A 24,022-nucleotide genomic window follows, 5' to 3' on the forward strand; every position below is an offset into this window, starting at 1 on the left:
TTTTTTATATAATTTTGTTATGCGGTAGTTATACCGCCTCAGTTAACTTGGTTCAAGCCTATTTATTTAAAGCGCACACATTTTGCGCAATTATTAGCCTTTATCTACTTAAAACCTAAATAAATTTAAAACGTTTGCCCAATATTAAAGCTAAAGAATTCGGTATCATCACCCTCTTCTTCTTTCAATGTTTTAGCAAAACTAAAAATCATCGGCCCCATTGGAGATAACCATTGAACAGATAAACCAGCAGATGCCCTATAACGCCCAACATCTGAATAGTCTGCTATTTTGTCAAACTCAACGCCATTTAAGTCTTTATAATCACTTAAACTGAACTCAGTATCCCAAACATTACCTGCATCAACAAATATACTTGAGCGTACACTATTACTAAAACCTTCGTCTAAAAATGGTGTTGGTACAATCAATTCAACACCAGCAATGGCGATGGCATTACCACCTACCGAGCGTCGTGATGTTTGAATAAAGTCGTGATCAGGACCTAAACAACAACCACCTGCCGAGCCAACGGCATCGGGTGTGCCAGGAATTGTTGTTGAACGGCGGTAAATAGCGCGTGGGCCAACAATATTAGATTCGAAACCACGTAACGTGCCTGAGCCACCTGCTCTAAAGTTTTCCCAAAATGGTAATATTTGATCATTACCTTCAACTGAACCATAACCGTTACCGTAGCCTAATTGAAACTTAGCTAAAACTGTCCAGCGTTGGTCACGTGTTAATGGGAAGTACCATTTTGTGTCCAAATTAATTTTGAAATAATTCACATCAGAATTAGGCGTTGTCATCTTATAAGATAAACTTTGTTGCGAACCATCTGTTGGGAAAGTACCACGGTTTAGTGTTGAACGAGATATAGCCGCGTTAATATCAAAACTTTCAAAGCTTAAGCCACCATCTGGATCGTTTGGATCTGAATATAATTCATAAAACTGTTGAATTTGTTCGTAAGTTTCTAAACGTGTAATACCGTTGTTTTTATATCCTAAACCAAAGCTTAATCTTACATATTCGTTAATCGGAAAACCTAAAGTAACACCAGCACCATAAGTTTTGTTGTTATATTCAACAAGGTTGGCGTTACCAGCATCAAATTCTTGATAGAAAATATTTCCGCCTAATGAGATACCATCAACCGTAAAATATGGGTCGGTGAATGAAATATTTGCACTTCTTGAGTAACTAGAAGTGTTTATACTAAAACCTAAACGGTTACCTGTACCTAAAAAGTTATTTTGTTGTACACCAGCGTTTAAGCTCAATTGTGTTTGTGAACCGTAACCAATACCTGCGGTAAAAGAGCCTGACGGCTGCTCTTTAACTTCAAAGTCAATATCAACAAGGTCGTCTTCGCCCGGAAGCTGATTAGTTTCAAATTCAACAGTTTCCATATAAGGTAAACGTTGTACCCAAGCTTTTGAACCTTCAACCAGGTTATTAGATAACCACGCACCTTCCATTTGACGCATTTCGCGACGTAGAACATGCTCAGCGGTAACATGATTACCTTTAAAGTTAATGCGGTTAACATAAACGCGCTTACCAGGATCCACTGACAATACTAATTTTACGGTTTTGTTTTCTTCATCAATTTCTGGAATTGTCACTACTTTTGGATAAGCGTATCCATAGCGACCAAGAAATTTACTGACCAATTCTTCAGAATAAGTGACTAACGCACCGTTATAAAGCGTATCTGTTTGAATGGGAGTGATGGCACGAATAGTTTTTTCAAAACCGGCCATATCGCCAATAAAGTCTACTTCACTAACGGTATAAAGATCACCTTCAGTTACGTTAAGCGTAATATATACCGCTTCTTTATCTGGCGTCATTGAAACTTGTGTAGAATCAACCTTATATTGCAAATAACCACGGTCAAGATAGTAACTTTGTATAGTTTCCATATCACCTTGTAAGGTTTGTTTTTGATAGCGATCTTGCGCCATAAAATCCCACCAGGGTGAATCGTAGGTTAATTCAATGCGTTCTAAAAGCTCAGCGTCTGAAAACTTTTCATTACCAACAATGTTAATTTGTTCTATCGCTGCTGCGTCGCCTTCTTTGAAAACGAAATCAATATTTACACGGTTACGCGGTAAGTGAGTAACATTGGCTTTAACATCAGCGTTGTATTTACCTACGCTGTGGTAAAAATCTTCTAGGCCAACCTCAATACCAGAAATAACGGTCATATCAAGTGTTTCACCAACACGAATATCACTACCATCAAGACTTTCAGTTAGCTGCTCTTCTTTTAAGTCTTTGTTACCATCAAAAGTTATCGCACTTATCGTGGCTCTTTCTCGTACACGATAAATAACGGTATTAGCATCTCTAGACACCACAACATCACTAAAATGACCAGATTTGTAAAGTGCTTTGATTGACTGAGAAACACGAAACTCGTTTAAGTTATCGCCAACGTTGAATGGAATATGTGTTAATGCTGCTCCCAACGCTACGCGTTGCAAACCTTTAACTTGAATATCTTCCACTTGAAAGTCATCAGCAGCTTGTGCTGTTGCTCCCAAACTACCTAATAATACCGCCAGGGCAAGTTTTTTAATAATCATAAAATATTAACTTTATACTTCTTTTAGTTATAATCGCGATAAATCGTTAAATATGGCGATACTCATTAAGCTTAGTAGCGCTATAGTACCAAATTTAAAACCTATTTCTTGTATTTTTTCTGGTACGGGTTTCCCCGTTAAAAGCTCGATAAAATAATAAAATAAGTGTCCTCCGTCTAATACTGGTAAAGGTAAAAGGTTAATTATGCCCAAGTTAATACTAATTAATGCTAAGAAGCCTAAAAAGTACACTAAACCATAATCAGCACTACTACCGGCACCTTGTGCTATCGATATTGGCCCACTTAGATTTTTCACTGATACATCACCGGTAAATAGCTTACCGATCATATCAAAACTTAATACTACTAAATTCCACGTTTTTTGAACGCTTTGCTCAATTGCAGCAACGGGTCCATATTGGTGATCAAACAAATACTCTTGAGGGTATGGTGCTGAAATTGGTTGTACACCTAAATACCCAACAACTTTATTCTGAGTTTTTTTTGCTTCAGGAAAAACATCGAGTGTAATTGTTTCTCCGTTACGTAACACTTCGATTGAAACATTTTGTTCAGGGTATAATTTAATTTTTTCTGAAAACCTTGACCATTGACCCTCAATGTTTTCACTAGCAATCGACAATAATTCATCGCCAGCCTTTAAGCCTGCTTTTTCTGCGGGGCTACCTTTGGCCACTAAGGCTAACTTTGCCTGTGTTTCAGCTCGATATGGCATAAACCCTAAACTCGCCATTGCTGATTCTTTCTCTGGAGCAAATGACCAATTGTCAGTATTTAAAGTAAACTCTTGGCTTGTTGTTCTATTCGCCTGTTTTACTGTAAAGGTAATTTGTTTATCGCCAATGGAACTCACTAAGGCTAAATTTACATCTTGCCAATCAACCGTTTTTTGTCCTGAAATAGCAATTATTTCACCTTGTTTTGGTAACTTGGCTTTAGCCGCAATTGAGCCGACCTCCACGTCACCAATTATAGGCTTAACACTCGGCACACCAATTAAAAACATGATGTAGAAAGCGACAATAGCAAACGCAAAATTAGCAAAAGGTCCGGCAGCTATAATAGCAATTCGTTGGTAAACCGACTTAGCATTAAATGTACGGATTATTTGGCCTTCGCTAACCTCGTCGACGCGGCTATCAAGCATTTTAACATAGCCACCTAGCGGTATCATCGCAATAACAAACTCAGTGCCATGGCGATCTACTTTTCGCCAAATAGCCTTACCAAAACCAATAGAGAACTTATCTACTTGCACCCCATTTTTGCGTGCAACCCAAAAGTGACCGTATTCATGAACAGTGATCAAAATACCCAGTGCAACGACAAAAGATGCAAGATTCCAAATAAACTCTATCATGCTACTACTCTATTTATGCTCGGGTTCAGTTATTAATGATTGCGCAAATACTCTGACACTTCTATCAAGAGCAACAACTTCTTCAATTGAAGTTACCTTTTCTGAGACAAATTTTTTCACAGAAGTTTCATTTATTTTTGCAATATCAGTGAATTTAATTTTTTCGTTTAAAAAAGCATCAACCGCAATTTCATTAGCAGCGTTAAGTGCAGTACATGCACCTTGACCACTTTTACATGCATCAATGGCTAATTTTAAATTTGGATATTTGATGAAGTCAACAGCTTCAAATTCGAAAGATTTAGCGTTAAAAAAGTCAAAGGGTTCAACACCAGATTCAATACGCTGTGGGAAACTTAACGCATGTGCAATGGGTGTTCGCATATCAGGGTTACCCATTTGCGCTAATACTGAACCATCTTTATATTGCACCATTGAATGAATGGTACTTTGCGGGTGCAGTACTACTTGAATATCTTCTGGCTCAAGATTGAACAGCCATTTTGCTTCAATAAACTCTAAACCTTTATTCATCATGGTTGCTGAATCAACTGAAATTTTACGTCCCATATCCCAATTAGGATGTGCACAAGCTTGTGCTGGAGTTACCGTTTCAAGTTCATTAAGTGCCCATGTTCGAAAAGGCCCGCCAGAACCAGTGAGTAAGACTTTACTAACACCTTCATGCGATAAATCGCAATAACCTGGTTGTTGTTGGGCGTTTAGGGGTAAACATTGAAATATAGCATTGTGTTCGCTATCAATAGGTAAAAGCTGAGCGCCCGACTGTTTAACAGCTTCAATAAAAATTGCACCAGAAGTTACTAGCGCTTCTTTATTCGCTAATAATACCTTTTTGCCTGCTTTAACTGCTGCCAGTGTTGATAACAACCCAGAAGCACCTACTATAGCCGCCATGACAGTATCTGTAGCACTATCTTGAGCAATAAGTTCTAGCTCTAATATGCCTGAAGTTACTATAATTTCACTTAGATTTACGCGTTTAAGTTTATCAGCGAGTATCTCAGCATGTTGCTTAGAAACCATCACCACTTTTTGTGGCTTAAACTCTATACACTGCTCAAACATAAGATCAACGCTAGAATGTGCCGATAAACTCACAACATTAAATTTTTCAGGATGTAGGCGCACAACATCCAAAGTACTTCTACCGATTGAACCGGTAGAGCCTAAAATACAAAGTGTTTGCATTTACTCTACCAACCCAAATATGCGTAACATAAGGCATATATTGGAGCAGTTGCCGTTAAACTATCTATTCTATCCAAAATACCGCCATGCCCAGGTAGTATTGTGCCGCTGTCTTTAACACCCGCTTGACGCTTAAACATGCTTTCGTTTAGATCACCAAGCACCGAAATAGTAGTAATTAGAATGGTTACTGGAATAACTATGCGATATTGTGCCATTGTCCAATCGATAAAATAACCGGCAATTACCACCATAACACAAGCAAATATAACCCCACCTAAAAAGCCTTCTAGTGTTTTCCCAGGACTTACATTTGGCAATAATTTATGTTTACCAATTGATTTACCGACAAAATATGCACCAACATCAGCGCTCCAAACCATTAAGAATAAGAACATTAATAATTGTGCACCGTGGTAGGGATCAACTTGATAGTCGCTGCTTCTTAGTGCCATAAAAGCAAGCCAAGTAGGTACTAAAGTTAACCAGCCAAATAGTCCTCGAACTGAACGATGACTTGACCAAAACTTGCTGAATCTTGGGTATAAAAACGTTAAGCCTGCTGAAAGTAACCACCAAGCAACCGCTAGCCACAGCACTATGTTAGCTTCGTCGACTAAATGTTTAGGTGCATCCCATAATGTATCTAACGGTAAAAAATACCACAATGTGGCTATTAAAATGCTGGTAACACTAACGAATGCAATACGATAACGTTTATTAGCACAGCCCATTAAAGGCCCCCACTCCCAAGCTCCTATTGCCATAACAACCAACATTACTGCTGCGAAGTTAATGAGAGATAAGTAAAAAATAGCCGAAATCGCGGCTGGTGCGAGAATTAATGCAGTTATAATACGTTGTTTTAACAAACGATATTCCTTAAATTGTGTTAAGTATTTTTAATTATTATTATTTACTTGTTCACCAGTTTTCCCAAATCGTCGTTCACGCTGGTCAAACACAGTTATTGCTTTGGTTAATTCTTCTTCATTAAAATCAGGCCAGAGAACATCGGTAAAATATAACTCGGCATAAGCGGCTTGCCAAAGTAAAAAGTTACTTATGCGATAATCGCCACCAGTTCTAATAAGTAAATCTAACGCGGGTAATTCAGACAAACTTGTATGAGAATTTAATGATGCTTCAGTAATATCGTCAATCGATATTTCTTGGTTCGATACCTGCTCTGCCAACTTTTTAGCTGCGTGAGTTATATCCCAACGTCCACCATAGTTAGCTGCAACAGATAATACCATACCGGTATTATTTGCGGTTAATGCCTCTGATTGTTTAATCATTTTCTGCAATTTATTAGAAAACTTACTCAAGTCCCCAATAACATTAAATCTAATGCCATTTTTATGTAAGCGTTTAACCTCACGTGTTAAGACAAACATAAACAAATCCATTAAAACGCTAACTTCACTAGCAGGACGTTGCCAGTTTTCACTACTAAACGCGAACAAAGTTAATGCTTTTACACCATGCTTTGCTGCAGATGCAACGGTAGTCTTCACTGATTCAACACCAGCCTTATGACCCGCAACGCGTTTTTTACCAATTAACTGAGCCCAACGACCATTACCATCCATAATAATTGCTATATGTTGTGGTATCTTCACTTCAGCTGCTAACAGTTGATTAGTTTGATTTTCTGTTGTACTCACATACTCTCCATTTGTAAGCTTAACGCTGAGTAATAAAATAGGTAAAGGTATATATTCGCATTTTAGCATTAACGCTAGAAATCAAACTATGCCAGAACATGCCGATAATAGTTTGTCTTTTATATGCAAAAACGCCGTAGTCATTATCTACGGCGCTATAGATTAAGCAATGAAAACTTTAGATTTCCATCAATTCTGTTTCTTTTGCGGATAAAACTTCATCTACTTGCTTAATAAATGTATCAGTAATTTTTTGCACTTCGTCTTCTGCTTGGTGCATTTCATCATCACTGATCTCTTTCTCTTTGTTTAATGATTTAATATCGGTATTAGCATCGCGACGTATATTGCGAATAGCAACTTTACCGCCTTCGGCTTCACCACGCACAACTTTAACTAAATCTTTACGACGTTCTTCTGTTAACGGAGGTAAAGGAATACGAATTAACGTACCTTGTGATGAAGGATTAAGACCTAAATCTGATTTTAAAATTGCTTTTTCAACGGCACCAATCATGCCCTTGTCAAATACAGTAATGGCTAAAGTACGCGCGTCAGGCACTGAAATATTACCTACTTGGTTTAATGGAGTATCCATGCCGTAATATTCAACAACAATGTTATCCAATAATGAACGATGTGCTCGTCCGGTACGCACTTTGTTCAAACTAATTTTTAATGACTCGATACTTTTCGCCATTCTTTCTTGAGCGTCTTGTTTTATTTCGTTTATCACTATGTTATTCCTGCACTAATTAATTTAAATTTTCAGCGTGATCAATTGTTGTACCTTCTTGTCCACCCATAATGACAGATTTTAACGCGCCGGGCTTATTCATATTAAAAACACGAAGCGTCATGCTGTGATCACGAGCAAGTGTGAAGGCAGCTAAATCCATCACTTGTAATTCTTTTTCTAAAACTTCTTGATAGCTTAAATGGCTATATAAGGTTGCATCTGGATTAGCTACTGGGTCTTCTGAGTAAATACCATCAACTTTAGTTGCCTTAAGAACTACATCAGCTTCTATCTCAATACCGCGTAAACATGCAGCAGAGTCAGTGGTAAAAAATGGGTTGCCTGTACCAGCACTAAAGATAACTACACGGCCAGATTTTAATAAGCTAATAGCGTCAGCCCAATTATAACGGTCACAAACACCGGCTAGATCAATTGCTGACATTAAGCGAGTATTAACAAATGCACGATGTAAAGCATCACGCATAGCCAAACCATTCATTACGGTAGCTAACATACCCATTTGGTCGCCAACAACACGATTCATACCTGCTTCAGCTAAGCCTTTACCTCGAAACAGATTGCCGCCGCCAATAACTAAGCCGACCTGAATGCCCATTTCGATTAATTCTTTGATTTCTTGCGCCATACGATCCAGTACTTTTGGATCGATGCCAAAACCTTCTTCGCCCATTAAGGCTTCACCACTAAGTTTTAAAAGGATTCGACGATACATTGGTTTGGGATTGATGCTCATGTAATAAACATTCCTTAAGAATTATAAATTAAAATAGTCTAGGCCGGATCGACCGCGGCTATTTTAATACGTTTAGCCACGGTTCGAAAGTCAAATATGAAAAAAGTCTAAAGTGGAAGCTATTTATCGTTTTTTATTAACAAATGTGTTTGATTTTTAATCACAAATAATATTGAGTCGATATTTTTATCAGTCAGAAATAAAGTTAGCTGTTAGATTTTAGTCATAAAAAAAGCGCCAATCGGCGCTTTTCTATTTGAGCTAACAATTAATTCAGTGTTGAATTAACCTTTAGCTGCTGCGATTTGTGCTTCAACTTCAGCAGCAAAATCTTCTTCTTTTTTCTCAATACCTTCGCCAACTTCTAAACGAACGAATGAAGAAATTGTTAAACCTTTTTCTTTTAAAACAGCGCCAACAGTTTTCTTAGGCTCCATGATAAAAGCTTGACCTGTTAAAGAAATTTCACCCGTAAATTTCTTCATGCGACCAATGATGATTTTTTCAAGTAAATCAACTGGCTTTTTCTTGTTTTCTTCAAGCGCATCGTTTTCAGCTTTTAAGATATCTAACTGAATACGTTGTTCATTTTCAACTACGCTAGCAGGAACATCTTCAGGGTTGATGAACTCTGGCTTGCTTGCAGCAACGTGCATAGCAATGTGCTTAAGTGCTTCTGCATCGCCTTCACCAGCAACAACAACACCAATAGTAGCACCGTGCTTGTAAGAAGCTAGTGCAGAACCTTCAACATAAGCTACACGACGAACATTGATGTTTTCACCAATTTTAGTCACTAAAGCAACACGCTCTTCTTCAAATTTTGCTTGTAACTCTTCAATAGAAAGTTTTTCAGCAGCAGCAACTTCAGCAACTTTGTTAGCAAATGCTAAGAAGTTGTCATCTTTTGCTACGAAATCAGTTTGACAGTTAACTTCAACTAATGTGCCATCTTTAATGATGATTTGACCTTCAGCAGCAATGTTACCTGCTTTTTTAGCCGCTTTCGCTTGGCCAGACTTACGCATGTTCTCAATTGCAAGTTCCATATCACCATCAGCTTCTTGTAAAGCTTTTTTACAATCCATCATGCCCGCAGCTGTGCGTTCACGTAATTCTTTTACTTGTGCAGCAGTAATTGCCATCGATTTTTCCTCAATATAAATAGTAGTAATTAATTACCACAACAACCTTAGTTGCTGTGGTAACTATAAGCATAAAACGTTAGGTAAAACTGAAATTATTCAGTTTCAACAAAACCGTCTTTTTCTGCTTGTACTGCGATGTTTTGCTCACGACCAGAAAGAACAGCGTTAGCAGCTGAATCTAAGTATAAGGTCACAGCGCGAATCGCATCATCGTTACCTGGAACGATGTAGTCAACGCCATCTGGGTTTGAGTTAGTATCAACAACAGAAATTACTGGAATACCTAAGTTGTTAGCTTCTTTAATAGAGATGTGCTCGTGATCAGCATCGATGATGAATAAAACATCAGGTAAACCACCCATGTTTTTGATACCACCAAGGCTTTTCTCAAGTTTTTCCATTTCACGTGTACGCATTAAAGCTTCTTTCTTAGTAAGCGCTTCAAAAGTACCGTCTGAAGATTGAGCTTCAAGATCTTTTAAACGTTTGATTGATTGACGAACTGTTTTCCAGTTAGTCAACATACCACCTAACCAACGGTGATTTACGTAGAATTGATCACATTTAATCGCTGCATCTTTTATAGCATCGCTTGCTGCGCGTTTAGTACCAACAAATAAAACTTTACCTTTCTTTGAAGAAACGTTGCTTAATACAGCAAGTGCTTCGTTAAACATAGGTACAGTTTGTTCAAGGTTGATGATATGAACTTTATCGCGAGCACCAAAAATGTAAGTTTTCATTTTTGGGTTCCAGTAACGGGTTTTGTGACCGAAGTGAACACCGGCTTTAAGCATATCGCGCATAGAAACGTTTGGCATGTTTTTTCCTTTGTGGGGTTAAGCGTTCATACATCCAATATACACGACCCTTATTGCGTTTTACTTAATGTAAATTCGCTGAGCACCCCGGTATATCTTCGTTAGATGTATGTGAGTTTAGTTTTAATGTATTGAATTTTTCAATACCGTTTAAAGTTAAAAAGGCTTGGTAAATCTTATTGTGGGCCATAGTGTAAACACTAATGACAACCTCGCTGATTTAGACAAACAATTTAACGGCGCACTTTATACCATAATCACATACATTTAACTAGTATTTTGCGCTAAAAACCTGCTTAAAATATTTTATTTTGTTAAGGACTAGGATCTTTAATAGTGGCGAGTTAAAATTGCCGCACTTTTTTATACCAAGTTAGTTAAATCATGTCATTGAAAACACCAAACGCAGATCTTTTTTATATTTACGATAGTCATTGCCCTTGGAGCTATGCCTCAGCTGTTTTAGTAGAAAAAGTACTAAGTGCTTTTCCAAAAATTACCCTTAGAGCAATGCACGTAGGATATTACGATGGTGACAATAAAGTGTCTCCTCTTACATTAACTGCTGTTGGCGAATTCAGTAAGGTCAAGTTTGGCGCTAACTATGTTGATACACTTAACTACCCAAAAGACTCTACATTAGTCGCTAATTTAATGGCTTGGGTGCAAAATAAGTCAGCAAAGTCTGCCTTTGAGTTACTCACAAAACTTCAGCATGCGCATTTTGTTTTAGGTAACGAATTAACAGACAAAGAAAGTGTTATTGATATAATTGACGAACTTAAACTTTCACCACCTGCTAAATGTCTGCAGTCAAATAAACTTACCAAAGATGCTGAGTTTGCAATCCACGATATCATCGAAATTCAAGAAATTATTGGCACGCAAGCCATTCCGGCTCTTTTATTAGCCTGTAATGAAAGCTTAGTGTTACTTAACCATAATCTGTATTTAGAAAATCCTGATGCAATTGTTGATGCAGTTAAACTTGAATTAGAAAATTTATCCTAAATATTTACCTTCGATGCTTTGATTTAGCGATTAATAAATTTTACTGAGCACCATTTTTTGCTGCTGACAATTAAAGCGATTGATAGACCGAACTTTACTTTTACAACTGTTCAGTCAACAACAAGTTATAACCACTATTTTATGCCGAAATACGCACGATATATTTTTCGGTTGGGCAAAGGTTAAAAAACAGGTAAAATCGTTAGCAATTATGATGTATCTTTGCCTGAAATATTTGTTTTCAATCAAAGGCATTTTAACAAGATAGCTCATGCATACCCTGTATACAGCTTATTAAAAACAATTACGCTACTGGGTATTACACCATTTAATTATTTACAGCGTTACATTTGAGGTTTTATGACAATTACGATTAAAGATCAGCAAGAAATAGAGAAAATGAGAATTGCGGGAAAACTTGCTGCAGATGTATTGGAAATGATCGAGCCTCATGTAAAGGCTGGCGTAACAACAGATGAATTAAACACTATCTGTGCAGAATATACCGATAAAGTGCAAGGTGCTATCTCTGCACCATTAAATTATCACGGTTTTCCAAAGTCAATTTGTACTTCAGTTAATCATGTTGTTTGTCATGGTATTCCAAACGACACACCATTAGTTGATGGGGACATTATCAATATCGATATTACTGTTATAAAAGACGGTTATCACGGAGATACAAGTAAAATGTTTTTCATTGGTGAAACATCTGCAGAAGATAATCGCCTTTGTCGCATTACCCAAGAAGCACTTTATATTGGTCTTAAAAAAGTAAAACCCGGCAATACTTTTGGAGAAATTGGTACTGCAATTCAAAAGTTCATTAAAAAATCAGGTCGTTACTCAATAGTAAAAGAATACTGTGGACATGGTATTGGTCAAGTATTTCATGAAGAACCTCAAATTGTGCATTATAAAAATAATGACAGTGAAAAAATGCTGGAAGGTATGTGTTTTACGGTAGAACCTATGATTAACTTAGGCCGAGCAAACACGCTACTTGATAAAGAAGATAATTGGACAGTATATACCTTAGATGGTAAAAAATCGGCGCAATGGGAACATACCGTTGTCGTAACTAAAACAGGTTGCGAGGTATTAACTCTGCGTAAAGACGATACCATTCCAAGAATTTTACATAATTAAATTTGCTAATACTCGGAAAATCATTAGGGTTGTACATTACTGACTAACTGCAAACTGATCTAACATGAGAGCTTATTGTTGAACACTTCATCATTAATACCGGAAAAATATACCGAAGCATTAGCTATTAGTGCGCCTTCACTTAGTAGCGCAGAAATATGCGCACTTGGGACTGAATTTTTTCAGTGGCAAAAAGAGCAGTTTCCAATAAGCGAAGTAACCTCACTTGTTGCAGCACGAGCCTTTTATGTTGACCTAATTTTAACCAAACTATGGTGTCAGCATCATTTAGATGAATTTCAAATCAGCCTAGCAGCTGTTGGTGGTTATGGCCGTAAAGAACTTCACCCTTATTCTGATGTTGACATCTTATTAATTACCCAAGAAGTTATTGATGATGATTTAGCCGAGAAAATATCGGCATTTATTACACAGCTCTGGGATGTAAAACTCGATATTGGACACAGCGTTCGTAGTATTAAAGAGTGTTTAAATCAAGCAATTGACGACGTAACCATTGCAACAAACCTAATGGAAATGCGAAAAATTTGCGGCAATGACGCACTCATTTCACAACTTGAACCACTTTTAGTAGAAGATATATTCTGGACTTCTGAAAAGTTTTTTATCGCTAAGCGTGATGAGCAATTTAATCGCCACCAACAATTTCACGGTGCATCTTATACGCTCGAACCCAACTTAAAAGCGAACCCTGGTGGCTTGCGAGATATACAAACTATTGGTTGGGTTGCCAAGCGCCATTTTATGGCTGACACCCTCGAGCAATTAATTGATCATAATTATTTAACCACCAATGAATTTTTCGAACTAATCGAGTGTCAAGACTATCTCTGGCGTATGCGTTGTGCATTGCACTTTATTGCGGGACGAAACGAGAATCGACTATTATTCGACTATCAAGCCGATGTAGCTGAACTAATGGGCTTCGGTGATGGCGGTAAGCTTGCCATTGAACGCATGATGAAACGCTTTTTCCGCATTATTTCGCGCGTTTCAGAACTAAATGGCATGTTATTACACCATTTCGAATATGCTATTTTAAACGACAAAAAGCACAGTAAAGAAATTGTCCTTAACGACGACTTTGTTATTATCGACGGACAAATCAAGGTTTGTAATAAGCGCGTATTTACTCGCTCGACCATGATTATGGAAATGTTTTTACTGATCGCACAACACGAAGAAATAACCGAATTACACCCTGAAACCCTGCGCTTAATGCGTAATGCCAGACGCCGTTTAGTTTCAGGCATGATTGATTACGAACGTTGTCGCCAAATTTTTGTTGCTCTTATTAGGCACCCACGTGGGTTAGGTCTAGCATTTACATTAATGCATCGCCATTCGATTATTGGCGCTTATTTACCCTTATGGCGTAATATTGTTGGTCAAATGCAATTTGATTTATTCCATGCCTATTCAGTTGATGAACACAGCTACCGCTTAATAAAGAATTTATACCGCTTTAGTCAACCTGAACATACAGCCGAATACCCGTTGTGCAGTAAAATAGTGCAGCGTGTACGTAAGCCAGAATTATTATACTTTGCTGGTATATTCCACGACATTGCTAAGGGTCGTGGTGGTGATCATGCAAAACTTGGCGCAGTTGACGCATTAGAATTTGCTAAAATTCATAAACTTGGCGATCACGATGGACGCTTAATCGCATGGCTGGTAGAAAAACACTTATTAATGTCGGTTACCGCTCAGCGCAGAGATATATCGGATCCTGAAGTCATAAAAACTTTCGCTGAAATTGTTCGCGATGAAGTACATCTTGATTATTTATATTGTTTAACCGTAGCCGATATGCGTGCTACCAACGAAAGTTTATGGAATAGTTGGAAAGCTAATTTACTTGAAGATTTATATAACAGTACTAAGCGCGCCTTCAGACGCGGACTAGAAAAGCCAGTAGACTTAAGAGCTAAAATTAGAGAAAACCAACAACAAGCTATTGAAATACTTCAAGCTGAAACTATAGATCAAGACCGATTAAAGCAGTTATGGAAAGAGTTTAAAGCGGATTACTTTCTGCGTTACACACCAGAGCAAATTGCTTGGCATTTTAAGCATATATTAGAACATAATAAAGAAAAACCCATGGTTATTATCAGCCCGAAACCTTATCGCGGCGGTACAGAGGTTTTTGTTTACACGAAAGATAAACCGAATATATTTTATAATATTGTCTCACTACTTGGTGCTAAAAAATTATCGATTCTTGATGCAAAAATCACCACCAATAAATCAGGTTATACAGCTAATACATTTGTGGTATTAGATAATCGTAATAAGGCAATTAACGACAGTGCTAGAGCGTTGACTATCGCACGCTCTTTAAGTGGTAAACTCGCTTCAAAACAAATTAAAATCAAACCGAAACCTCTCGCAAAAAGATTTCGACAGTTTAAGGTACCAACACATGTAAGTTACCTTAAAGGTGCAGCTAAAAATCGGACTATGATTGAAATTGTAGCACTAGACCACCCAGGTCTATTAGCCAATATAGCGGCAATTTTTCAACGCTGTAAAGTACAGATTCATTCAGCCAAAATCACCACTTTCGGTGAAAAAGCTGAAGATGTATTTACCGTTTCAAATATTGATAATCAGCCGTTAACTGATGCACAAAAAGCCACTTTAAAAGCTATGCTTAGCAATGAAAGCCAAAAACAAATTTTACCAAATTAATACTAGGAATTTCCGATGTTAAAATTACAAACAATTATTGAACAAGCGTTCGAAGATCGCATAAACATTAGTCCAGCTAGCGTAACCTCAGAAGTAAAAGCTGCGGTTTTAGAGGCGTTAGCTGCATTAAATAATGGTTCAGCGCGCGTAGCAGAGAAAATTGCTGGTGAATGGGTTGTACACCAATGGCTTAAAAAGGCAGTTTTACTGTCATTTAGAATTTGGGATAACGAGGTTATAGACGGAGCTGAAAGTAAGTTTTTTGATAAAGTTCCAATGAAATACACTGATTATACACATGAAGATTTCGTTGCCGATGGCGTTAGAGTTGTACCTGGAGCATCTGTACGCACAGGTAGCTTTATAGGTAAAAATGTCGTTGTTATGCCTAGCTTTGTTAACATTGGCGCCTATGTTGACGAAGGTTGTATGGTTGATGGCTGGGCTACTGTAGGCTCATGTGCTCAAATTGGTAAAAACGTACATTTATCAGGTGGTGTTGGTATTGGTGGCGTACTTGAGCCCCTACAAGCTGGCCCTACTATTATTGAAGATAACTGTTTTATTGGTGCTCGTTCTGAAATTGTAGAAGGCGTTGTAGTTGAAGAAGGTGCAGTTATCTCAATGGGTGTTTATATTGGTCAAAGCACGCGTATTTTTGACAGAGAAACAGGCGAAGTTCATTACGGTCGCGTACCCGCTGGCTCTGTTGTAGTACCAGGGAACTTGCCTTCTAAATGTGGTACTTATAGCTTATATGCTGCTATTATCGTTAAAAAAGTAGATGCTAAAACACGTGCTAAAGTAGGAATTAACGCTCTACTTCGTTCGGTATCTGAAGAGTAATTTATTACTTATTAGCATAAATTCACACAATTTTACTTATTAGTAATATTGTGTGAATTCTGACAATGATATTTTTTTGACACTTAATTAAAAGCATAATAATCAATAATTAATTCGCCTAAAAACTGCTTTTAATATTAATTATATAAATAACGTCCCCTCAACAAAAAAACAAAATATTTCATATTTAAATCAGTAATTTGCCTTTTAATCTTACAATATTTATCTATTAAAAAATGCTATCAAGCTGTGTCAAAATAATAGTTGGCATAACCTTTGCGATAGAGGCTATAAGTACTCTTAACTAGCAAAAGTATTATGAAAAAATTCCCTCTACTGCTCACTGTTTTAATTGTTACATTACTATCGGCGTGTAATTCAACACCGACAATAGTTATGGAAAAGAAGCCTTTGGTTTCAGATCATTATTTAATGCTGAGTTTATTGAATCGAGAAATGACACAAGATCAACAAATGATGCTAGCGTTTGCAGAGCAGCGCGATAATTATCAATCGATATACTTTGTTAATGCGGTAGAGATCAGAGGTCCAAATGATGATAGTGATTACAGCAGCCAAAGACCAGAAAACAGTTACAGCAAATTAATTGCTCAAGACTTTAATTCTGTACATATAAGTGGCCCAAATTAATAACACGGCCACTAACTTATTTAGCACAAGTTTATTAAACTCAAGCGCTTAACAGTGACTAAAGTTTAAAACACAACAAGGCGTATTTAATAAACTACAATTCGTCTTTTAAAGTGAAATGCCTTGCCATTGAAATTCTTTGAATACCTGCTGCCATTGTGCGTCAAATTCAGCTTCAACTTTCACTGCCTTCTCTGTAACAGGATGTATAAATTCAACTTGCTTTGCTATTAACATTAAACGTTTAAAACCAAAGTACTCACCAAAAAATGGATTTTGTTTATTATCGCCGTAATTTATATCACCAATAATTGGATGACGTAAATGCGCTAAATGCCGCCTTATTTGATGACGTCTGCCCGTATGAGGCTGACATTGAATTAGCGAATACCTAACACTAGAATACTTCCCTAACGGCACATCTATCGTGGCAATAGCTGCTGATTTATAAAACGTTGTTGCACTTTGTGGCGCTTTGTCGCGACTCACATCCTTATCACCTAAGTCATCTAGCTTTTCTTTTAATGGATGTTCAATAACGCCTTGATCCACTAAATGCCCTCGCGTTAGTGCATAATAAGTTTTCTGAATTTTTCTCTCGGCAAATGCCTGTCCCATTAGACGAGCAATATCTTGAGTTAATGCAAAAAGTAAAACACCTGAGGTAGGTCTATCTAAGCGATGTAAAGGGTAAACATATTGCCCGATTTGATCGCGAACCAGCTGCAAAGCAAAATAAATTTCATCTTTGTCCATAAAGCTTCGATGAACAAAAAGCCCTGCCGGTTTATCAACAGCGACTAGGTACTCATCTTGATATAATATTTTTAATACAGGCTTATCTATAATTACTGAACCGGCATTTTCAATTGTCATGTTAGAGAATTCTTCTTTTATTAATCATGGTTTCTAACGACTGAAAATACAGGGCTAGAAATTTAACAATTTTGATAAATCAACCATTTTAATTTTCCATTAATCAAGAAAAAGATTAACGGTGGAGTTAAAGCGCTATTATCTCTATAATATTGCGCCATAACAACTTGTACCTACTTTTATCAATTTATATCAACCTTTATAGCGACAATATTATTCTATGAGTTCATCTTCAGACACTATTTCTTCAATTTCCGCATTACTGAGCTTATCAGATTCTCAATACCGTGTTTTTGATATTGGCCGTAGAGTAGATAAAATTTCAAAAGAGCAGTTTGCTAAAATTGAAGCGGCAGAGCTAGCATATCCTTATCCTATTCAAGGGCATGCCCTACTCGCCATAGCGTTTTGGCAAAAGCAATCAACGAGTCCCTATTTATGGTTTATCAAACTGCCATTAGACGAAAGAGGTTTATTAAACCAAGGTGCAAGAAACCACTTTATAGCGATTATTATTGAAGCTTTAGGTGATGATCTCTCTGTTAATCCCACCGAGCAACAAGAAGCCTTATTAAAGAAAAATCCCTACCATTTTACGCCTGCCCAATATAAATTGGCGGCAGTAAATAGTGTTGTATCTACCTCACTCAAACAAGTAGCAAGCAAATTTTATCCGCCAGCCCAACATTATTTATCGGGCGTTAACGGTTGGGAAGCCTGGCAAACAGTTGGCGTGCAAGGCTTATCAGATTTTGCCTTTAGATTAGACGAAGCTCAAAACAATCAAATTTTAACCAATGCTTTACCATACCTTCCTGAAGAAGTTTTAGTGCCTTTATGCTCTGCGCTTGAAAATATTAACTTAGCTCCAGCAGTAATAAAACAATTAACAACACGTTATCAACAAGAAGAAGAAAAAGCTGAAGTTAATAATACAATTTTGATAGCCTTGTTACGTGCATTAGCGTCAAGTACGCAGCACCCTTACAGCCAAGAATTTATCGCTAATTTAATCGAAAACACCGATTTAGCTGAAGATGCACTTATTATTATCGCAGGTCGATTATGGCCAACATTAATTGATGAAAAGTTATTATTTAGCTACTTAGAGCAATTAATAAAAGATAACGACAACGCATTATTTTCGGCAATATTTAAAGATTTAGTTGCAATACCTATGATTCGCCCCGTACTATTGCAAGCCATTCGTTCACCAAAACGCAGCCCTGAATTGGCCAAAGCCATTGGCATGCTTTTTAAACCTTAGGCATTTCATGGAAAACATTTATTACCTACTCTTTATTGGTTTACTCTTCTGGTATTTTGTCTATTTACGCAAAGTATCAGAGCACGCGCGCTCGCACGCTGACCAATATTGTAAACAAGAAAACTTACAATTTTTAGCGATTGCCCGCCAATCAAGTCGATTTAGATTTTCTAAACGTTTAGGACCACACTGGTTGAGTAGTTTTGATTTTGAATTTAGTGGTGATGGTGAATCAACTTACCATGGCACAATGACATTACGTGGTTATAAGCTCGATAATATAGATACCCCGCCTTACCGAGTGAATTAATAAAATAGCTATTATGGGTGGCGTAAAAAAGAGACAAAAAAAAAGCGACATAATGTCGCTTGTTTTTTGATTATTTAACTATTTCCGTGGTTTACATCCCTTTGTGCTTATTCCATAAGCGCTCTTTTCATTCCATGAAAAAAGTTGCATCGTGCATAACATCCGTATTTACCTTAAGCAAAATAACCTTAATTCCATTTACTAATTCATAAATCCGTTTAATCCATAAATACTAACCGCAGTCGGTAAATACTTGGTTTCCCTAACGCTTTGTCTCCTAGACGAAATTAATTATACTTCAAGCGTTGTTTTATAATAGACGGGGCAAACTAAAAGAAATTATTTTTTTTCATTACTTACAAAGAAATACATTAATAAACCTTAATTATCAGCAGCTTAAAAACTTAACAGGTCAATAAACTCAAGTTTATTCCTATAAACTAACAACATATGCAGACATGTCTTACGTACTGTTGGCCGAATTAGGTCAATAGTTTACATTTTGCGTTATTTGTCGTTTCACGAAAACATCAGATCAAATCAAATTTAATCTGCTCGAAAATACATCGGTTTAAGCTAAAAATTCCGTTAAAATTCTAATCTTCCATTTTCAATATACCCAACCATCCATACAATTAGTTGGCATACCTAGTTCACCTATTTCAGCATAAATATCATCAATATAATCTGGGTCTTTAGCACCTTCTTTGGCGATATTTAACCAATATTTAGCCTTTATACTGTCTTTATTACACGCATAGTAAGTACCTAACCAGATTTCACCATATTTATACCCTTGCTTAGCCGATTGTTCAAATGCATTGAATGCATCAGCCCTAGAGTTTTTTTGCAGTAATATACCAATATAGTAATAGGCTTCAGGATTATTGAACTTTTCAATAGCGTACTTCCATAACTCTATCGCTTTACTTTTATCTATGGTTAATGAATGTGATAAGCCAAACATTGAATAGCTATATGAACCATGCTCAAGAGCAGATGCTAAATCAAATAATTCTTGATAAGGTAAACGCTTATAATCTTTTAACTTATTCTTAAATGCTCGCTTAATTTCAAGGTCGGATCTAATGATCTTAGGTAAACCAAACAAAATGTCATTTCCCCTCAAAAATTTAAGGTTATTCTCTTCATTATGTTTTTTAACAAACTTAGCCCAATGTTCAAGCGGTGCTGTGTTGCAGCCTCCATTTTGTTGTATTACTTCACTCACTAATTGATTGGCAAAATTTTCAGTTTCGGTTTCATAACCCATGAACTCTACAAATTCATTGAAGGTATACCCGGTATTTTTTCTCAGGTAATAATCTGTTTCTAAAAGGAACTCCGATGAATTTTTAAATGTTGTTTTACATCGCTCATTCATTATTGAAAAAGCCACATTTCCTAAGGCTATATCACCAATAACTTCTGCATAAGCTATAGACGTTTTTTCGAATTGATTTAATTCTTTTGCGTTTATTTCAAATTGCCATAAACCAAATAATATTAAATAAAGTAGAATTCTAGTCATTAACTAATCCTTGAGTAATATTTGACGCTTTTGATAAGTTATCAATAACAGAGAAACAATCATCGATAAAGTAAGTAAAAAAATATGCCCATTTGTTTCACTTTTAACAGTATGATTAGAAGCTGATATTCATCCATAACGTATTTGTCTATCGCTATAGTCTACGTCATTTGGTAACTAAAAATGAAATGTGCATAGAAGTTTAGATTAAAGCAAAGCCAACCACTTCTACACTTGGTTGATTGGTTTAAAGTTGCCAAATTCTGTAACGTGCCAAAGTTCACCAGATGGCCCCCACAAATAAACAACTTTCCCCCAATGTTCTGTTTTAATAGGCTTATACTTAATATCGAAACCATCTAGATTTGAAATAACTTCAAAAGCCTCGTTTATGTTTAAAACCGACAGCTGGAACATTAAGTTTTTAGCCAATTCTTCGTTATAAAATCTTTGTAAGAAAAATGTACACTCACCGTTCTCAAATAAAGATAGGTCGTCACTCACATAATCCATTTTAAAGCCCAGTGCTTGATAAAATGATTGCGATATTTCGTAATTTTTACTAGGAATAAAAACCCTAATGTCATCTACTTTCATCTGATTGTCCTTTGGTAACTAACACGCCCTTATATCAGTAAAATAACCAAGAAATACAGGGGTAACTATGAATGAAAAACTGTGCTTTGTTCCGGCTAGTTCTATATTCAGTACAACATGCCATTAACCGCTTTTGCAATTGGGTATTTTCACAGCTAATAATATTGAGACCACTAACTTTATTTTTAGCTGAGTACGTTAACATAGCCTTATATTCATTGATGCCCGTTGGAAATCTATCTTCAATCTCCTCAGGATGATAACCCATAAATTCAATGGTAAATGCTGATTATCTGATGCAAATGAAGCACAAGCAAGCATTGCACAGCTATCGAGTTGTTCGGCAAACCATCTTCATCTTCTGCAATTAAAAAAGACTTAACTTCGTGAAATAGATCAGCTAATTTTTCTTTTAACTCTAAAGCATCCATTGCACCTAATATTTTGTTTAAAACTGTTCAGCATCTTCAAACAGTAGCATGGCTACAATATTTATTAAAATCTCATATGTAGACTAAATCTACTTAGAAAATAGTAACGAGATTAATAACATTTAAACAACTTGAACTCTTGCCATTTTAAATGACAAATAAAATGAAAAATCGACGAGATAAACTGACTTTAAGGTTCAAATTAGTTAACCTTGCCCACTCTTATAGTTTTATTATTTTAGTGCTTTTTTAAGTTCGCTATTTTTGTACTTTAGCTAACTTATTTTGTGGAGATTTTATGCAATTTATTCAGTCATTATTTTGCTGGCAAGGTTTTGATAATCGACAACGTTTTATACTTATCGTACTGTCTTCTTTATTCTTTTTTAGTACATTAAGCACAATTTTTAGTAATTCTATATTATTCAGCGCTGTCATCTTACTTTTATGCTCTGTTGTATGTTTCGCTACAACAAAACGCCGACAAAATGATGCTCAGTTTGATAAAAAATGGCTTATGGCTCCCACTGGTAGTTTATTTATTACGGGCTTAATCATTGTGCTGCTTGGGAATGGCATGAGCTATTGGTTGCTATTGTTACCCGCCGGCTTGAGCACACTATTGTTAACTTACCCGAGTAAAAATAACAGGCATTATGTGCTAGGTTACAGTGGGCCGATAAATTTATCTGAGTTCGAAAAAACGGTGAAGAAGAACTCTTCACGTAATAGCCAACGTGTTGAGCCTACCATTAACAGTATTGATGTAACCCCTTCTAACGCATTTTCATATGCAAATAATGTTGAAAACTCAACATCAACAACCTATAGAGACAATACTAACTCAAACAGCCAAAATTCAAATAAAGATCAAGGGCTTGAGTTTGCAGAGTCGCTTCGATTAACACTGTTTAGTAAAATAAATACCCGCTTAACTATTGCGGTAATCATTTCATTTTTCGTGCTAGTTTTATTTATATTTGCCTTATTTTCTGACAATATTGAGGGTGAAAATTTAGTAGAAGAAGAAGCGCTTCCTGAAAAGAGCACGACCTTTGAGCATAAACTCACATTACCCGATAACTTCTCTATAATGTTTAATGATCAAAAAGCCCTTGTTGTTCACTGGCAAGCTGATGTTGTAGATAATAATGAGTTTTGGACATTAGGCACAGCCATTGGTGATAAAAGCTGTAAGGCTATTGAATTTAATAATGAGTTGCCAATAAGAACACTTAAAGTTAGTACAGAAAACAATGGCTTTTATGCCTATTTTTCGCCATTAGATACTAAAGCGCTAATTAAAAATATTGCTTTTAAAAACAATTTTGCATTATGTGGTTATAAGTTTTCTTTGAAAGGTAGCCAAGCCGCATTAGGGAAGTCTGCATTTTATTCACCGTTAGTTGAATACTAACGCTGCAAAATAAGTAAGTAATATGCCTAACGACGATGTTTGAACTCGTTAACAGTTTTAGTGCTTCTAATATCGGTGATTAGAATAAACGACCAATATAAGCGACTAAGGCAAGTGATTAAGGCTAATGAGTTGAAGGAGATTACTTTTATGTCAAATATGGCTAGAGAAATTACATTAGGAATAAGCTTAATTATCCCTAATGTAGTCATTTAAACTTTTTATTTAATTTCTTATTTAATTTCTTATTTAAGCGCTTATTTAAGTTAAGAAGGACAAACTGAACTCACTCAATTAACGTGAATAAGGTTTTATAAAGACATAACAAAGTAGCGTATAACCCCCTTGAACTTTATGCATTTTAGTGGGAGTTTATCAATTAACTCAAATATTATTAATTTTTAAGTCGCCAGGTTATTTTACTTTTTGGTAACCTGAACGTAAATGTAAGTCGATAGCGCGCAATACATCATTACGAGATATTGTCCCCAATAAGTTTTCATCGTCATCAACTACTGGGTAGACCTTAGGTTTATTTTTTAACATTTGTTGGCCTAGCTCAATAACACTGTCGTATGGCTTAACAGTTAACACATCTTTACGCATTAGATCGGCCACATCTGCAATATGCTCGTTATAATAAATGGTTTCTATCATTTTTGATAAGACATCACTTTCAGATAAAAAGCCAATTAATTGATTATTTTTATCAATAACGGGCCCACCAATTTGCTTGGTTTTTAAAAACCTCAATGCTGCTTCTTCAACCACCATTTCTGGCGCGAAAGTCACTGGATAATGGTTCATATATTCTTTTACTTGTAATGATTCCATACTCGATCCCTAAAATTTAATTAACACTCATAGCCAAATATTGATCAGACTTTT

General features: G+C 36.3%; 21 protein-coding genes. 8 read left to right on the top strand and 13 right to left on the bottom strand.

Features of this window, described 5'->3' with window-relative positions:
- Positions 1 to 125 precede the first annotated feature (125 nt).
- The 9 genes from bamA to rpsB form a co-directional block, all read right to left on the bottom strand.
- Positions 126 to 2,600, bottom strand: coding sequence for an outer membrane protein assembly factor BamA (gene bamA / locus B6A32_RS07435; RefSeq protein WP_085302532.1), 2,475 nt, complete (start codon positions 2,598 to 2,600; stop codon positions 126 to 128).
- Between the two features lie 27 nt (positions 2,601 to 2,627).
- Positions 2,628 to 3,983 carry a sigma E protease regulator RseP gene (rseP, locus tag B6A32_RS07440; protein WP_085302534.1) on the bottom strand — a complete coding sequence of 452 codons (1,356 nt, stop codon included), beginning with the start codon at positions 3,981 to 3,983 and terminating at the stop codon, positions 2,628 to 2,630.
- 9 nt (positions 3,984 to 3,992) lie between these two features.
- A complete protein-coding gene (gene ispC / locus B6A32_RS07445; protein ID WP_085302536.1) occupies positions 3,993 to 5,195 on the bottom strand; it encodes a 1-deoxy-D-xylulose-5-phosphate reductoisomerase in 1,203 nt (400 codons plus the stop codon).
- Between the two features lie 5 nt (positions 5,196 to 5,200).
- Positions 5,201 to 6,067 (bottom strand): phosphatidate cytidylyltransferase, encoded by an 867-nt coding sequence (locus B6A32_RS07450; RefSeq protein WP_085302539.1) that lies wholly within the window; start codon positions 6,065 to 6,067, stop codon positions 5,201 to 5,203.
- Positions 6,068 to 6,097: 30 nt separating this feature from the next.
- Positions 6,098 to 6,865 (bottom strand): isoprenyl transferase, encoded by a 768-nt coding sequence (locus B6A32_RS07455; protein WP_233131352.1) that lies wholly within the window; start codon positions 6,863 to 6,865, stop codon positions 6,098 to 6,100.
- A 178-nt stretch (positions 6,866 to 7,043) separates the two neighbouring features.
- Positions 7,044 to 7,601, bottom strand: coding sequence for a ribosome recycling factor (gene frr / locus B6A32_RS07460; protein WP_085302543.1), 558 nt, complete (start codon positions 7,599 to 7,601; stop codon positions 7,044 to 7,046).
- Positions 7,602 to 7,620: 19 nt separating this feature from the next.
- Positions 7,621 to 8,361, bottom strand: coding sequence for a UMP kinase (gene pyrH / locus B6A32_RS07465; protein ID WP_085302545.1), 741 nt, complete (start codon positions 8,359 to 8,361; stop codon positions 7,621 to 7,623).
- Positions 8,362 to 8,645: 284 nt separating this feature from the next.
- A complete protein-coding gene (tsf, locus tag B6A32_RS07470) occupies positions 8,646 to 9,506 on the bottom strand; it encodes a translation elongation factor Ts (RefSeq protein WP_085302546.1) in 861 nt (286 codons plus the stop codon).
- Between the two features lie 95 nt (positions 9,507 to 9,601).
- Complete coding sequence (gene rpsB / locus B6A32_RS07475) at positions 9,602 to 10,330, bottom strand: 30S ribosomal protein S2 (RefSeq protein ID WP_085302547.1); 729 nt, start codon at positions 10,328 to 10,330, stop codon at positions 9,602 to 9,604.
- Positions 10,331 to 10,714: 384 nt separating this feature from the next.
- Between rpsB and B6A32_RS07480 the strand changes: the two genes are divergently transcribed.
- The 5 genes from B6A32_RS07480 (at position 10,715) to B6A32_RS07500 (ending at position 16,705) form a co-directional block, all read left to right on the top strand.
- Positions 10,715 to 11,341: a hypothetical protein gene (locus tag B6A32_RS07480; RefSeq protein ID WP_085302548.1), complete on the top strand. Its 627-nt coding sequence runs from the start codon at positions 10,715 to 10,717 to the stop codon at positions 11,339 to 11,341.
- Positions 11,342 to 11,701: 360 nt separating this feature from the next.
- A complete protein-coding gene (gene map, locus B6A32_RS07485; protein ID WP_085302549.1) occupies positions 11,702 to 12,490 on the top strand; it encodes a type I methionyl aminopeptidase in 789 nt (262 codons plus the stop codon).
- A 78-nt stretch (positions 12,491 to 12,568) separates the two neighbouring features.
- Positions 12,569 to 15,208, top strand: a complete 2,640-nt coding sequence (gene glnD, locus B6A32_RS07490; RefSeq protein ID WP_233131353.1) for a [protein-PII] uridylyltransferase — start codon at positions 12,569 to 12,571, stop codon at positions 15,206 to 15,208.
- Between the two features lie 15 nt (positions 15,209 to 15,223).
- Complete coding sequence (dapD, locus tag B6A32_RS07495; RefSeq protein WP_085302551.1) at positions 15,224 to 16,054, top strand: 2,3,4,5-tetrahydropyridine-2,6-dicarboxylate N-succinyltransferase; 831 nt, start codon at positions 15,224 to 15,226, stop codon at positions 16,052 to 16,054.
- Between the two features lie 318 nt (positions 16,055 to 16,372).
- Positions 16,373 to 16,705 (top strand): hypothetical protein, encoded by a 333-nt coding sequence (locus tag B6A32_RS07500; RefSeq protein WP_085302552.1) that lies wholly within the window; start codon positions 16,373 to 16,375, stop codon positions 16,703 to 16,705.
- A 108-nt stretch (positions 16,706 to 16,813) separates the two neighbouring features.
- Here B6A32_RS07500 and truC read toward each other — a convergent pair whose 3' ends face one another.
- Positions 16,814 to 17,581, bottom strand: coding sequence for a tRNA pseudouridine(65) synthase TruC (gene truC / locus B6A32_RS07505; protein WP_085302553.1), 768 nt, complete (start codon positions 17,579 to 17,581; stop codon positions 16,814 to 16,816).
- A 220-nt stretch (positions 17,582 to 17,801) separates the two neighbouring features.
- On the opposite strand from truC, the gene B6A32_RS07510 reads away from it, so the two are divergent.
- Together B6A32_RS07510 and B6A32_RS07515 are read left to right on the top strand one after the other, a co-directional pair.
- Entirely contained in the window at positions 17,802 to 18,848 is a 1,047-nt protein-coding gene (locus tag B6A32_RS07510) for a DUF3549 family protein (protein ID WP_085302554.1), read from the top strand.
- Positions 18,849 to 18,855: 7 nt separating this feature from the next.
- Complete coding sequence (locus tag B6A32_RS07515; RefSeq protein WP_085302555.1) at positions 18,856 to 19,158, top strand: DUF3301 domain-containing protein; 303 nt, start codon at positions 18,856 to 18,858, stop codon at positions 19,156 to 19,158.
- Positions 19,159 to 19,768: 610 nt separating this feature from the next.
- Here B6A32_RS07515 and B6A32_RS07520 read toward each other — a convergent pair.
- Positions 19,769 to 20,689 carry an SEL1-like repeat protein gene (locus B6A32_RS07520; RefSeq protein ID WP_085302556.1) on the bottom strand — a complete coding sequence of 307 codons (921 nt, stop codon included), beginning with the start codon at positions 20,687 to 20,689 and terminating at the stop codon, positions 19,769 to 19,771.
- A 228-nt stretch (positions 20,690 to 20,917) separates the two neighbouring features.
- The gene (locus B6A32_RS07525; RefSeq protein ID WP_085302557.1) at positions 20,918 to 21,286 is read right to left on the bottom strand and encodes a VOC family protein; all 369 of its coding nucleotides are present in this window, start codon (positions 21,284 to 21,286) and stop codon (positions 20,918 to 20,920) included.
- Between the two features lie 729 nt (positions 21,287 to 22,015).
- Here B6A32_RS07525 and B6A32_RS07535 point away from each other — a divergent pair.
- Positions 22,016 to 23,134 carry a hypothetical protein gene (locus B6A32_RS07535; RefSeq protein WP_085302560.1) on the top strand — a complete coding sequence of 373 codons (1,119 nt, stop codon included), beginning with the start codon at positions 22,016 to 22,018 and terminating at the stop codon, positions 23,132 to 23,134.
- A 414-nt stretch (positions 23,135 to 23,548) separates the two neighbouring features.
- Here the strand turns inward: B6A32_RS07535 and B6A32_RS07540 are convergent, their stop codons facing one another.
- The gene (locus tag B6A32_RS07540; protein ID WP_085302562.1) at positions 23,549 to 23,968 is read right to left on the bottom strand and encodes a CBS domain-containing protein; all 420 of its coding nucleotides are present in this window, start codon (positions 23,966 to 23,968) and stop codon (positions 23,549 to 23,551) included.
- Positions 23,969 to 24,022 lie beyond the last annotated feature (54 nt).

This window comes from Colwellia polaris, assembly GCF_002104515.1.
GTDB lineage: Bacteria > Pseudomonadota > Gammaproteobacteria > Enterobacterales > Alteromonadaceae > Cognaticolwellia > Cognaticolwellia polaris.